General features: G+C 40.7%; 15 protein-coding genes. 12 read left to right on the top strand and 3 right to left on the bottom strand.

All coding sequences use genetic code 11. The features are described from left to right. Window positions 1-46 precede the first annotated feature (46 nt). The 7 genes from HZA77_07350 (at window position 47) to HZA77_07320 (ending at window position 6,920) form a co-directional block, all read left to right on the top strand. Entirely contained in the window at window positions 47-1,339 is a 1,293-nt protein-coding gene (locus HZA77_07350) for a 3-deoxy-D-manno-octulosonic acid transferase (GenBank protein ID MBI5375235.1), read from the top strand. Further along, complete coding sequence (gene lpxK, locus HZA77_07345) at window positions 1,336-2,445, top strand: tetraacyldisaccharide 4'-kinase (GenBank protein ID MBI5375234.1); 1,110 nt, start codon at window positions 1,336-1,338, stop codon at window positions 2,443-2,445. Before HZA77_07350 ends, lpxK begins: the two co-directional genes overlap by 4 nt. A gap of 97 nt (window positions 2,446-2,542) precedes the next feature. Next, window positions 2,543-2,881 carry an acyl carrier protein gene (locus HZA77_07340; GenBank protein MBI5375233.1) on the top strand — a complete coding sequence of 113 codons (339 nt, stop codon included), beginning with the start codon at window positions 2,543-2,545 and terminating at the stop codon, window positions 2,879-2,881. Then, a complete protein-coding gene (locus HZA77_07335; protein ID MBI5375232.1) occupies window positions 2,874-3,575 on the top strand; it encodes an SDR family oxidoreductase in 702 nt (233 codons plus the stop codon). The genes HZA77_07340 and HZA77_07335 overlap by 8 nt, the downstream gene beginning before the upstream one ends. Beyond that, window positions 3,575-4,924, top strand: a complete 1,350-nt coding sequence (locus HZA77_07330; protein MBI5375231.1) for an AMP-binding protein — start codon at window positions 3,575-3,577, stop codon at window positions 4,922-4,924. Before HZA77_07335 ends, HZA77_07330 begins: the two co-directional genes overlap by 1 nt. Continuing rightward, window positions 4,921-5,970 carry a hypothetical protein gene (locus HZA77_07325; GenBank protein ID MBI5375230.1) on the top strand — a complete coding sequence of 350 codons (1,050 nt, stop codon included), beginning with the start codon at window positions 4,921-4,923 and terminating at the stop codon, window positions 5,968-5,970. The genes HZA77_07330 and HZA77_07325 overlap by 4 nt, the downstream gene beginning before the upstream one ends. Further along, the gene (locus HZA77_07320) at window positions 5,967-6,920 is read left to right on the top strand and encodes a polysaccharide deacetylase family protein (GenBank protein MBI5375229.1); all 954 of its coding nucleotides are present in this window, start codon (window positions 5,967-5,969) and stop codon (window positions 6,918-6,920) included. Before HZA77_07325 ends, HZA77_07320 begins: the two co-directional genes overlap by 4 nt. Window positions 6,921-7,000: 80 nt before the next feature. Here the strand turns inward: HZA77_07320 and HZA77_07315 are convergent, their stop codons facing one another. From HZA77_07315 to HZA77_07305, 3 genes are all read right to left on the bottom strand, one after another. After that, a complete protein-coding gene (locus HZA77_07315) occupies window positions 7,001-7,240 on the bottom strand; it encodes a type II toxin-antitoxin system HicA family toxin (GenBank protein MBI5375228.1) in 240 nt (79 codons plus the stop codon). Beyond that, window positions 7,237-7,464 (bottom strand): type II toxin-antitoxin system HicB family antitoxin, encoded by a 228-nt coding sequence (locus HZA77_07310; GenBank protein MBI5375227.1) that lies wholly within the window; start codon window positions 7,462-7,464, stop codon window positions 7,237-7,239. The genes HZA77_07315 and HZA77_07310 overlap by 4 nt, the downstream gene beginning before the upstream one ends. Window positions 7,465-7,596: 132 nt before the next feature. After that, window positions 7,597-9,162, bottom strand: coding sequence for a hypothetical protein (locus HZA77_07305; GenBank protein ID MBI5375226.1), 1,566 nt, complete (start codon window positions 9,160-9,162; stop codon window positions 7,597-7,599). A gap of 244 nt (window positions 9,163-9,406) precedes the next feature. On the opposite strand from HZA77_07305, the gene HZA77_07300 reads away from it, so the two are divergent. Genes HZA77_07300 through HZA77_07280 form a run of 5 tightly spaced genes read left to right on the top strand, consistent with a single transcriptional unit; the run spans window position 9,407 to window position 13,486 of the window. Then, on the top strand, window positions 9,407-10,300 hold the full coding sequence (locus HZA77_07300) for a lysophospholipid acyltransferase family protein (GenBank protein MBI5375225.1): 894 nt from the start codon (window positions 9,407-9,409) through the stop codon (window positions 10,298-10,300). 1 nt (window position 10,301) lies between these two features. Then, entirely contained in the window at window positions 10,302-11,387 is a 1,086-nt protein-coding gene (locus tag HZA77_07295; GenBank protein MBI5375224.1) for a glycosyltransferase family 9 protein, read from the top strand. Continuing rightward, window positions 11,384-11,968 carry an HAD family hydrolase gene (locus HZA77_07290; protein ID MBI5375223.1) on the top strand — a complete coding sequence of 195 codons (585 nt, stop codon included), beginning with the start codon at window positions 11,384-11,386 and terminating at the stop codon, window positions 11,966-11,968. The genes HZA77_07295 and HZA77_07290 overlap by 4 nt, the downstream gene beginning before the upstream one ends. Window position 11,969: 1 nt before the next feature. Then, entirely contained in the window at window positions 11,970-13,007 is a 1,038-nt protein-coding gene (locus HZA77_07285; GenBank protein ID MBI5375222.1) for a hypothetical protein, read from the top strand. Next, complete coding sequence (locus HZA77_07280; GenBank protein ID MBI5375221.1) at window positions 12,989-13,486, top strand: adenylyltransferase/cytidyltransferase family protein; 498 nt, start codon at window positions 12,989-12,991, stop codon at window positions 13,484-13,486. Before HZA77_07285 ends, HZA77_07280 begins: the two co-directional genes overlap by 19 nt. The last annotated feature ends 12 nt before the right edge of the window (window positions 13,487-13,498 follow it).

Below are 13,498 nucleotides of genomic sequence, written 5' to 3'. Positions count from 1 at the left end.
GTCATAAAATGATCATTTAATGACCGGAAAACTTAATCTCTGAACTATGTACATAATATACGAAATACTGACATGGCTTTTTTTTATCATTTCCCTCCCATATTTTGCCTTTAAATATGTGACAACGGAAAAATACCGGGCAGGGCTAAAGCAGAGGCTCGGATTCATTCCACCGCAAAAACCTAAAAAACCGGGTGCAAAACGTGTCTGGATACATGCTGTCTCTGTCGGGGAAACAATGGCAGCAATGTCGCTTGTAAAAAACCTAAAAGAAAAACATACCAATATTGAAATAATATTTTCCACTACGACCCTGACAGGGAACAAAACGGCGAAACAGAAACTCCCGGAAGCCGACAGCATAATTTATTTCCCGCTTGATTTCTCATGGGCTGTAAAAAGGGCCTTAAAAAAAGTAGCTCCAGACATTTGCGTTCTCATCGAAACCGAGATATGGCCTAATTTTCTGCGTCTCTCCCGCAAAGCCAATATACCTGTAATCATATCAAACGGCAGACTTTCTGAGAATTCCTGCCACGGATATATGAAACTTGGAGCTATAATAAAAAGGATTTTGCAGGACATCTCGGTTTTCAGTATGCAGTCTGAGTCTGATGCAAAAAGGATAAAAGAGATTGGCGCACCGGCAGACAGAGTCGTTGTTACAGGAAATCTCAAATTCGATCAGGCAGTAATATCTGCCCGCAAGGTTGACAGCATATCAGTATCTCAGACTTTCAGGATACCGCCGGAAAAATTCAAGCTCGTCTTCGCAAGCACACATAAAGGGGAACATGATATCTTAATCGAAGTTTTCTTGCGCCTTCAAAAAGAGTTCAAGGATATATTTCTTGTCATTGCGCCCCGCCATCCTGAAAGATTTTCTGAGGTTGACGCATTACTCAAATCAAAAGGGCTGAATTATGTACGCCGTTCATGGCTTGTTGATGCGCATCAAAATAAGCATGATGTACTGCTCATTGATTCCGTCGGCGAACTATATATGATATTTGCCGCCTGCGATCTCGTCTTTATGGGAGGAAGCCTTGTCTCCACCGGAGGGCATAACCTTCTTGAGGCTGCTGTTTTCAACAAACCTGTAATCTTTGGACCATACATGCACAATTTCAGGGACATCGCGGGAATAATTCTTGAAAGCGAAGCAGGCATTCAGGTTAAAGATAAAGATGAACTCATGAAAAAATTAAAATCTCTTTTAAGCGGACGAAGCGAAGTTATAAGAATGGGAGAAAATTGCCACAGGGTATTTGAAAAGAATCTTGGAGCAACTGAGCGTAATGTGGATATTATAGAAAAACTTTTAGGGATAGCGAAATGAGTTTCATCAATTTTTACAATAGAGCCGCCTCCGGAAAGGATAAAAGCCTGTCTGCAAAGGCTTTGACAAATATACTGGCGCCGGCAGGTTTTGTGTATGCCTCTGTGCCTGCTATAAAGGAATTCCTTTACGGCAGGGACATACTCAAAAGCAAAAAAATGCCTGTCCCTGTTATTTCTATCGGGAACATCTCATGGGGGGGCACCGGCAAGACTCCTGCAGTTATTTCCATATCAGAATTGTTTAAGAAGAACTCTATTCCCCATGCAATCTTAAGCAGGGGGTATGGAAGCAGCGGAAGTTCTGATGAAACAGTTGTCATTTCAGACGGAAACAAGATCCTTCAACATCCTCCCATTGCCTCAGATGAAAACTATCTGATTGCAAAAAACCTGCCAGGTGTTCCGGTCATACAGGGAAGGGACAGATGCGCAAGCGGGAAAATAGCAATCGAACGGTTTAACAGCGAATGCCTCATACTGGACGACGGTTACCAGTACCTTAAGATGAAACGCGATTTAGACATCATGCTCTGGGACAGCAGGATTTTTCCTTCTGATGTACGCCCAATACCTGCCGGGAACCTGAGGGAATTTATTTCTGCTTCCTGCAGGTCTGATATAATCATCCTTACGAAAACAAACCAGATGGGGAAACAAGCGATGGCATGCGACTTGTTCTTCACAAGGATGACGCAGGGGAAACCAATCTATCATGCTCTGCACGAGACTACCGGTGTCGTTGAATATGGGAATGAAAACCGCACCATAAAAAGCAGCGAGCTTGCCGGTAAAAAAACAGTGGCCTTCTGCGCCATTGCCGACCCTGATTCTTTTTTTTCCACTGCATCAGAAACAGGAATCTCAATAACTGAAAGCATTGCATTCAGGGATCACCACAATTACACCGAAGACGACGTCGCAATGCTAAAAAAAGCCGTTGAAAAATCCGGAGCGGAATTACTGATAACAACTGAAAAAGACATCTGCCGAAACAGTGAATTGCTTAAAAAAGCAGGCACGCTTCTTTATCCTAAAATAAGATTCCGCGCTGTGGAGAATAAGTTTTTTGAAGACAGTATTCTCAGAGCCGCAGGGAAATACTAAGCAAGATATGACCGGAATTAATTGCGGATTTCTTGCTTTGAAATAAGCTATAGAATATGATTAAAAAAATATATGATTGCAATGAAGGGGAAACGCAATGGTTAACAAAGAAAAAATAATTGAAACAATTTTCAATGTCATTGATGAAATTAATCTGGAATTTCCTGAAGATAACCGTCTGGAAAAATCGGTTGATACGGTTTTGTTTGGCAAATCAGGAAAATTAGATTCATTAGGTCTTGTCAATTTTATTGTAGCAACTGAGCAGCACATAGAAGAAAATTTCAATGTTCTGATATCATTGACAGATGAGAAAGCCATGTCTCAGAAAAACAGCCCTTTTAAAACCATTGGAACGCTCGCCGATTACATAGCCCTGCTCATTAATGAGTCATCAAATGAGGAGCCATCACTTGGGGAGCCATCAAATGAATGACAAACAGGTAATGGTCATCACAGGCACGCGAAAAGGGATAGGAAAGTATCTGGCGCAATATTATGTCAAAAAAGGTTTTATAGTTTTTGGATGCAGCCGCGGACCGGTTGACTATGAATTGGAGAACTATCATCATTTTTGCCTGGATGTGTGCGATGAAGTGAAGGTAAAGAAGATGTTCTCAGAAATACGCAAGTCCTGCGGGTCGATCGATGTTCTGATAAACAATGCGGGCATCGCTTCAATGAACCATATCCTTTTGACGCCGCTTAAAACAGCAGAGAACATTCTTAAGACGAATGTATTGGGGACTTTTCTGTTTTCCCGTGAAGCGGCAAAACTGATGCAGAAAAAAAAGCGCGGCAGGATAATCAACTTTGTGACATTCGCTATCCCGTTTAAACTGGAAGGCGAGGCGATTTATGCCGCTTCCAAAGCAGCCGTTGCAACGCTGACAGAAGTGCTCGGCAGAGAGTTTGCCGACTTTGGCATCACGGTAAATGCCGTAGCGCCCCCGGCAGTCAAAACAGATTTGATCCGCGGTGTACCGGAGGAAAAACTGGACAAACTGCTAAGCAGACAGGCAATACACAGATACGGCGAATGTTCTGAAGTGGCAAATGTCATAGATTTTTTTATCAAACCTGAAAGCGATATGGTTACCGGGCAGATTGTTTATCTCGGGGGCGTTTAATGTTCATAGATTTCCTGATAGACGCCTTCAATTCCAATAAGCAAAAGAATGCTTTAGTGTGGCAGGATAAGACCTTTAGCTATGAATATCTTCTTGACCGTGTAACATATTGGCAGAATTTCATCAAAGATGCAGGGATAAGGCCGGGAACAATAACAGCCATAGTGTCAGATTTCACTCCAAACACTATCGCCCTTCTCCTCGCCATGATCGAACACCGCCTGATAATAGTCCCGCTGACAGAAACCGTCATAACAAAGAACCCGGATCTTTTAGGAATCGCACAAGCCGAGATATTATTTTCAGTATCAAAAAGCGACAGCGTAGAAACCAAAGCCCTTTCTCATGTTCCGGATCATGATTTCTTCACTAAAATAAGGCAATCGGAGCATCCTGGATTGATACTTTTTTCATCAGGCTCAACGGGAAAAAGTAAGGGCGCTGTCCATGATTTTTCTAAACTTCTTTATAAATTCAAAATCAAGAGAGCTCCTCTCGTATTAATCAATTTCCTGCTCTTCGATCACTGGGGTGGACTGAATACGATGTTATATGCACTCTCAAACGGCGGAACGCTCGTCACGGTTCAAAACCGTAACCCTGAAGAAGTGTGCAGGCTAGTGGACAAGTATAAAGTTGAACTTCTACCTACATCGCCGACTTTTCTAAACCTGCTTCTTTTAAGCGAGGCTTATAAGAGGCATGACATGAGCAGCTTAAAAACAATTTCTTACGGCACGGAACCGATGCTCCCAAGCACCCTGAAAAAAGTGAAAGAAGTTTTTCCAAAGACAAAATTGCTTCAAACTTACGGGTTAATAGAACTGGGAGTGTTACGCTCTCAGTCTAAGAGCGATGAATCGCTTTGGGTAAAGGTCGGAGGAGAAGGTTACGACACCCGTGTAGTGAACGGGATACTCCAGATCAAGGCGGATTCTGCGATGCTTGGTTATCTCAATGCGCCAAGCCCTTTTACAGATGACGGATGGTTTGATACTGGAGACTCTGTAGAAGTTGACGGTGAGTACATAAAGATCCTTGGAAGAAAATCTGAAATGATCAATGTAGGCGGAGAAAAGGTGTTTCCTGCAGAAGTGGAAAGCATTATTCAGGAAATGGACAATATCTCTGATGTAATAATTTATGGCGAGAAAAATCCAATAACCGGAAACATCGTATGCGCCAAGGTCAGTCTTATAAAAGATGAAGACCAGAAGGAAGTAATCCGCAGGATAAAGAAACATTGCAGGGAAAAGCTACAGAGCTTTAAAGTCCCGGTCAAAATCCAGATTATCAAAGATACACAGCACAGCGAAAGGTTTAAAAAATCAAGAAATGTCATAGTATGAAAATTGCTAAAATAGAGCCCGCCAGAATAGATAATTTTTTGGATTTCAATAAAAAGAGTTTCCCGGAACGAAAAAACACCAGCGAAAGATTTAAATATCAGTTCATCGAAAATCCTCTTCTTCAGGACAAGGAACACCCGCATGGATATCTTTGTTACAATGATAATGATGAAATAGCAGGCCAATTCATGGCAAGCCCTTTTGAGTTCCATTTATCAGGAAGAGATTACAAAGGTTATTTTGGCTGCGATTATTACGTATCAGAAAATAGCAGAGGCATCTCCGGCGCTGTTTTAGCATGTAAAGCCATCAGGAGTTACCGCCCTTATTTCGCAATTGGACTTACAGAAACTGCCAAAAAAATACACCTGTCTCTTGGGACCAAAGTGTTAGGGAATTTAAGGAAATTCATCTGGGTAAGAAATCTCATCAATCCATTGTTAATTACAGCAAAGCTCTATTCAAAAGAAGGGGCAAAAGAGGGATATTATAAAAACCGCAGATCACCGGAAAAAATATCATCCTATGGTGAAGAATTTGTATTGGCGGATAATTCAGATGGTTGGAATAATTATCATTGGACTGACACATTGGAGTTTTCCCGCTCGCCGGAATTTTTGAAATGGCGTTTTTTCGGGACTCTGAAGGGTTACTATTTTTATCTCTCAAAGAAATCTAAAAACCAGTCTTATTTTGTTGTCAGAAAATCAATGTGGAGAGGGATGCAATTTCTCCTGCTCCTTGATTATAAAGTCCCATATCAGGATGAGAAAGCATTCCTCGCAATCTTAAAAGCTTCTAAGTTATTGGCAAAAGAGCTTGGCTGCGACGGGGTCATTACATTCAGCTCGCACATGTTTTTCGATCAAGGTCTGAAAAAGAGTTTCTTCTTTAAAATAGGAAATCAAAATCTGATTCTTACCAATGCTGATATAGATTCGCGCGAAAGCTCTATAAACAAACGAGAATTCGTATACGCCACTATTGCTGATTCTGACATAGATTTCGATTTTGATGAAGGATTATGCGAATACGGTTTTAAATGAAAAAGATCATAAAAAAGATTTTAAGGGAGTCTTTCAGTTGTCTTGTCTTCTACTCCGGTATTTATTTATTGCGGCTTTTTTTCAGCAGAAAAAAAATAACCATATTAAATTATCATGACATCAGCTCTAAGGATTTTGAACGCCATGTAAAATATCTGACAAAGCGCTTCAACATAATCACTCTAAAGCAATGCATTGATAATCTTAAATCTGAAAGAATCCTGAAAAATGGTCTGGCCATTACGTTCGATGACGGGTATCAGTCTTTTTATCACGACATATTTCCTATCTTGAAAAAGTATTCTGTTCCGGCTGCGGTCTTTTTAACCACGGGTCATATAGATTCCAAACAGCTTTTCTGGTTTGATGCGCTGAAGATTCATTTTCAGGAAAATGGTCCAAAGATATTTGAAGACATATTAGGTATTAAGGAAAATAGTTTCGATCCCATAATCAGCTACATCAACAGATTAGATGAAAATGAAAAGACGAGAAAAATCGAAGCGATGTTAAAAGAGATAAAGATAGACCGTTCTGACAAATCGCGGGACTACCAGATCTTAACATGGAAACAGATAGATGAGATGAGAGGAAATCTTGTCTCTTTTGGGGCGCATACAGTGACACATCCGGTCTTAAGCAGGATTCCGGCAGAGAAAGCGGAAACAGAAATTCTACAATCAAAAAAACTATTGGAAGAACGTCTTGCCGCGTCTATTGAATTTTTCGCCTACCCTTTTGGCAGCGAATCAGACTTTAATGACAAAACAGCAGAGCTTGTCAGGAAAGCAGGGTTTATCTCAGCCCTTACTACTGTTAACGGAGATTGCAACACCGGCGATGACCTCTTTCGATTAAACAGAAAGGTAGTTGACGGAGGATTCAGTATCCCCAGCCTTGCAGCCAAGATTGCAGGACTATGGATCCCCTTGACACGAAAAGGTATATAAGCGGTCTGCTAAAGATAATGTTTATTTAGAATTAACAATGGTTCTTGGCACTGCCGGAAATACTGACCATACTATTAAAGCTACTTCTTGTTAAAAGCATTTAGAAAATCTTCTCTTGAAATCGCGGCTTGATTGCAGATTGTTCTTAGCGTAGAAGATTTTATCTTTGGATGATTAGGCATTGTTAAGGGGGTCTTAGTTCCATCTGAATTCTGGCGTATCATAGAAATATGTTCTTTTTCACGAACAATAATGAAACCTAATGCCTCCAAAGCTTTAACTACCTGCCTTTTGGGAGCATCTATAGGAAACTTTGTCATCTGATAGGAATGCCTGTCTCAGCTATAAAAGCTTCAAGGACCGGTGGGTCTACATCAAGGACATCTGCGCCAAAACTTTCGATATGAAAACGGATTGCAGATTTTATGTCATTAAGCGCTTCATCGTAAGTATCACCTTCTCCAACGATAACACCCTTCATTCCTAAAGGATAAGCAATGTAACCGTCAGGATGTTTTTCTACAATAATCTTTAACTGCTTCATAATGTTCAAACCCTCCTGGAGTTTTGTTTATAATTTACATAATAAAAAATAATTCTGTCTTTTTCAATTCTTATATTATATTTTCATCAACTTCCTACCAGAATGGTTGCTGAATCAATTTGGTTCCGGTTCTCATTTGCCTGTTTTTACTTCAGTCGTTCTCAGGATATGTTGTTGGTTATTTTCGTCTACGTAATATAGTTCGTATTGATAGTGATTATTCTTCTTAACCTTCTTGTCTGTAAATTCATAGGTTGAGCCATGTGTAATACTTCCGGCTGGTTTTATCTTCTTGCTTAGAAGTGTCTTTCCCGTAGATGATTGATTTTTATTTGTAGAGCTGCCATTAGTTTTAAAAGATTTTTTAACAACCAGAAAGTTTGTTACTTTATCTTCGCGCAAAGTATCCCATTTTATTTTTACAGACTTTTTGTTGGCTGAAGTTTTAAATCCAAGCAGCTCAACCTGAGCAGGCTCCCCAAGATCTAAATTGACTTTAGAAAGTCCAGAAAGTGATTCGACAGTACAGTAAGCTTGAAAAGGTGAACCATAACATTCTACATGAAGACCTGTATTCAAAATATAATCTTTATATATATTTGTAATGCGAGGGCTTCCCCATGAGACACCTAAAACTTTAATATCTGCTGTTGAGGAAATATCCAGAAAATAAAGCATGGTTGCATTTGAAGTATAATAACCAGTACTAAAATATTCATTTGATTGAACCATTAAAGCAACATTGTCACTTAGAAAATCAATTGAGTTACTGTAACCGTTAGTATTGTCAGGAAAATCAGTAAATTCATTAATCTTTTTAATTTTAGATGGATCAGATACATCGAGGGCAACTAACACAGGACTATGAATGTTCTTTGTGCCGGCTAGATAGGCATAACCATTTTTAATTTGTAGATCAACAAGGTATAGTGAGTCGTCAAAATCATATTCCCCAAGAAAATTTATATGAGTTCCATTGTTAATTTTAAAAACTGAAAGAACATACGGATAATTTTCAACCTTCTTCACCCACAACACATACATTCTGTCTCCGATTAGCCTAAAAACTGTGATACTAGCCATCGCATCATCAACTGTCTTGCTAGCAACTTCAACCGGTTCAGCAGGATCGCTTATGTCATAGACATTTATTTTTTCTCCATCTGATTTATAGAAATATTTCCCACCAATTGCAGAGGTAGCATGTATATCATTATAGTCATCCGTAACTTTAATTAATGAACTATCCCAGCTATTAATTTCAGTAAGCGCAGGAAGAGAGGAAAGATTAAATATCCTCATATTGAATGGAGAATAGTTATATAAAAGAAATAGATAGTCTCCATATACACTCATATAATCAGGCTCGCCGTAATCCGATGATTCATAGATTTTCTCTGCCTTCTGTCCATCATTAAGCTTGTAAATTGTAAGTTTTACATTCTCAGGCCAAGGAGATTCAATCATTTCTCCTTCCCATGCAATCAAATAATCTTTATAAAAGCCCGATTCTGAAACCCATGAATGATCTGACGAGGGGTAAAGAAAATCTGAAAGAAGACTATCATCATAATATGCCGTACTATATACTGCTACACTGTCCTTTAAATCTGTCTTCGAGCCTAATTCAATATTGCCGGCATAACAAAGGGAGGAGATTGAACAGACTAAAACAACAAGTAATATTTTTTTAATCATGTTTTTAAATATTGAAGTGAAGTTTTAAATTACTTTATCTTTAATTAACTTTATTGCCTCTTTTTAACACTGTCAATCCAAAAGTGAAATTATTATATAACAAAACTGTTTTTTATCTGGTGAGACACTAGCCTTTGCGGCAACTTTCTCAACCACTGCTCTTTAATTAACAATAATTAACAATTGATTAACTTCCCTTCCTGAAATATAAAAGCCTTTTAATAATCTCTGGGTTTTTCTCTATATGTTAAACAAAATACTTTTAAATTTTGGCATATTGGTAATAAGGACAATTGGATTGCTTCCTTACAGGTTGACGTATTGTCTTTTCCCATTCATTTCCCGTATCACCTATTTACTTGCATCAAGGCACCGGAAAATAGCGATTAAAAATATTAAAGCTTGCTTCCCGGACTCAATGTCAGATGAAAAAGCAGATGAGATTGCAAAAGCATGTTTTAAAAACCTCACTCTCATGTTCCTTGACCTATGCAGGATGCCGCGCATAACAAAAGATAATTTCAGAGAGTATATTCATTTTGAGGGACTGGAAAATATCCATGAGGCTGAAAAGCGCGGGAAAGGAATTCTTGTCTGTACAGGGCATTTCGGAAGCTGGGAGCTGCTGCCTCATGCATGGTCATTATATCATGGGCGTCCCGCCCATGTCGTAGTCCGCCCCCTTGACAGCAAGGTTGCTGACAAGGTCTTGTCTTATTTCAGGACATTTACAGGCAACAGGCTTATTGCCAAGAAAAAGGCCCTCATGCCAATAATGAAAGCCCTTGCAACAAATGACGTAGTGGGCACTCTCCATGACCAGAACGTGAAAAAGCGTGAAGGGATATTCGTTGATTTTTTCGGCATGAAAGCTTGCACGACTTTTGCCCCTGCACTCATAGGCTTAAGAACCGGCGGCGCCGTTATACCGGCTTACATAGTGAGAGAAGGAATAAACAGCTATAGAATCATCTTTGAAAAAGAAGTCACCGCTCCACGGGGAATGGAAAAAGAAGAAGCGATATTTTATATTACACAAACCATTACAAAGAGCCTTGAAAACATGATAAGGAAATATCCTGAGCAGTGGTTCTGGGTACACAGGCGCTGGAAAACAAAGCCTGCTAAAAGTGATTAAGATGATTGATAAAAACAAAATAAAAAACATCTACATCAGGGAATCTAACTGGGTCGGCGACGCGGTGATGACGCTCCCTTCCCTTCGCGCAATCCGCAGGCATTTTAAAAATGCAAAAATAACAATAGGTGCAAAAAGCACCATAACACTTCTTCTTGGTTCAAGCGGCTTTGCAGATGACTTTGTCCAGATTCCACATCCTGTAGAAAATGGGAAGAAGCTTAAAAAATGGAAAACTGTTTTTGCGGAAAGAAAAAGGAAATATGACTATGGGATCCTTTTTACAAACTCATTTGAATCTGCCCTCGAGCTTAAACTAATGGGAATACCGGTGCGCGCAGGATATGACACCGACGGACGAGGATTCCTCCTGAACGAGACTGTCTCAGCAAGCGACAAAATAAAAAGCCTCCATGAGGTGGATTATTTTATAAATCTCACTCAAAGCCTTGGAATACCTGTTGAGGACAAGACCGTAAGCTTAACGCTTAGCGACAATGATATAAAGTTTGCCGATGATTTTTTCAGCTCGAACGGTCTTAACGGAAAGCTGGTAATAATACTTCATCCGGGAACATCCACGTTTCAGCGCTCATGGCACTCTGAGAGGTATTCAACTCTATGCAACAATCTAATAGATAAATACGGTGCATCGGTCCTTATAATCGGTGCACCCGAAGACAGCCGCACCGCATATGACATTGCATCAGGGATAAAGAGTCCCGTAATAGACACGACCGGAAAATTCAACATTTGCCAGTCTTCGGCCCTGATAAAAAAGGCAGGCCTTTTCATAGGCAATGACAGCGGGCCGATGCACATTGCCGCTTCACTTAATACCCCGGTTGTTATAATATTCGGACCTGGAAATCCTGAAAAGACAAAGCCGTATACATCTGCCGAGCTTTACATACAGGTAAAAAGGGAATATCCTTGCAGGCCATGCAGGCAAAGATTTTTTGAGGAATGCAAGCCAGCTTCTTCGGGAAGACCTGAGTGCATCGAGTCAATAACTGTGGAAGACGTGATGGAAGCATGCGATACAATGATAAATAAAATGTCAGAAAGCATTAAAGGGAGAAAATGAAGACAAAGACCAATAATATCGCGGTGTTCATTGACCGTGACGGGACACTTACAGTCGAGGGAGGATATATCAATGACCCCAACAGGCTCACCCTTCTGCCGCGAAGCGCAAGGGCTATCAGGCTGCTCAATAAAAACGGGATAAAGGCAATACTTGCAACAAACCAGGCAGGGATTGCACGCGGGTATTTCGATGAACCTACACTGAAAAAGACGCTTGAAAGACTCAATCTTCTTCTCGCCGTTGAAGGGGCATACCTTGACGGGATATATTACTGCCCCCATCATCCTACGGCAGGCAAACCTCCTTTCAGGAAAAAGTGTTCCTGCAGGAAACCTCTGCCTGGAATGCTCACAAAAGCTAAAAAGGATTTCAACCTTGACTTGTCTCGCTGTTTCGTAATAGGTGATAAGGGGTCTGACGTATCCCTTGCAAGAGTGGTAAATGCAAAGGCAATAATAGTCAAAACAGGATATGGCGAAGGGGAAATAGAGTTGAACGGCAGCAAGAAAATAAGCGCCGATTTCATAGCCGACGATCTCCTTGATGCAGTTGAATGGATAATTAACGGAATAAAATAATATGATACCAACAAGCAGACTTAAACAGATATTATCAGGATTCAGCAAAAAGAAAATCGCGGCAGTAGGCGATTTTATCGCAGATGAATATATCTACGGCAACACAAGCCGTGTTTCAAGAGAAGCGCCTGTATTGATCCTCAAATTTGACCAGAGGGATGTGTTTCCCGGAGGATGCGGCAATGCCTGTTTCAATCTTCATGCCCTCGGAAGCAGGGCCATCCCATTCGGCGTGATCGGGAAAGACACCCCCGGTAAAAGGCTTTTAAAACTCCTTGAGTCAAATGAGATAAATACTGACGGAATGATTGAAGACCTATCAAGGATGACTACAAGGAAAGCGCGGATACTTGCCGGCAGTCATCATACTACAAAACAGCAGGTCATCAGGATCGATTATGAGACTGAAAAGGATATAAATCCAGGTGTTGAAAAGAAACTTATCCGTTCATTAGAAATGATTATCCCCAACATTGACGCCCTCCTTGTGTCAGATTACGGACTCGGGACAATCACAGATGGAGTGAGGGAATTCATAAACTCCGCCGCGGCAAAGAAGAAAATAATAGTGACTGTAGATTCCCGTTTCAGCCTCCATAAATTCACCAATGTGACAGCGCTCACACCAAATGAATCCGAGGCATCTGAAGCTTCCGGGACGGAGATCGGAGATGACACAAAGTCCCTTCTCGAAAGCGGGGCCAAGCTTATGGAAAAAACAGATGCCGATTCCCTGCTTATCACAAGGGGAAGAAAGGGGATGTCGCTCTTCAAAAAAGACGGAAGCGTCTTCGACATACCCGTTTACGGCACAGATGAGATAGCTGATGTCACAGGAGCTGGAGATACGGTTATAAGCACATTTACCCTTGCCCTTGCATGTAATGCATCTTTTGAGGAAGCGATGCTTCTCGCAGACCTTGCAGGCGGGATAGTTGTAATGAAGAGAGGGACTGCCACTGTATCAGCAGACGAACTTATTGAGGCAGTTGACGACACAGACAGAAGGCCGGTAATTCGATGTCTAAAGAAAAAATAAAAACACTTTCAGAGCTGGAGCAGATTGTCGCATCGATTCGTAAAGACAATAAGGGCTCGAAGAATGAAAGAAAGACGATCGTCCTTGCCAATGGATGTTTTGATATCCTTCATGTAGGTCATGTGAGATACCTTGAAGGGGCAAAACATGAAGGGGATGTGCTTATCGTTGCATTAAACAGCGACTCTTCATCGCGGGCTTTAAAAGGTGAAGGGCGTCCGACGACTACACTTTCCGAGAGAATGGAGATAATAGCTGCATTTGAGTGCGTTGACTATGTCACATGTTTCGAGGAGACCAACGTAGTTTGCGTCCTTCTTTCACTGAAGCCCGATGTTCATGCAAAGGGGACAGACTACACGGTTGATACGGTCCCTGAAAGGGAAACCGTGAAACAATACGGCGGAAGGATCGCCATAGTAGGAGATGAAAAGAACCATTCATCAACAGACATATTGAACACCATGAGGAATTTATAAATTCTAATTTAA

It is taken from the genome of Candidatus Schekmanbacteria bacterium (assembly GCA_016219965.1).
In the GTDB taxonomy this organism is placed as follows: domain Bacteria; phylum Schekmanbacteria; class GWA2-38-11; order GWA2-38-11; family J061; genus JACRJM01.
This window is presented reverse-complemented; position numbering and strand designations above follow the sequence as displayed.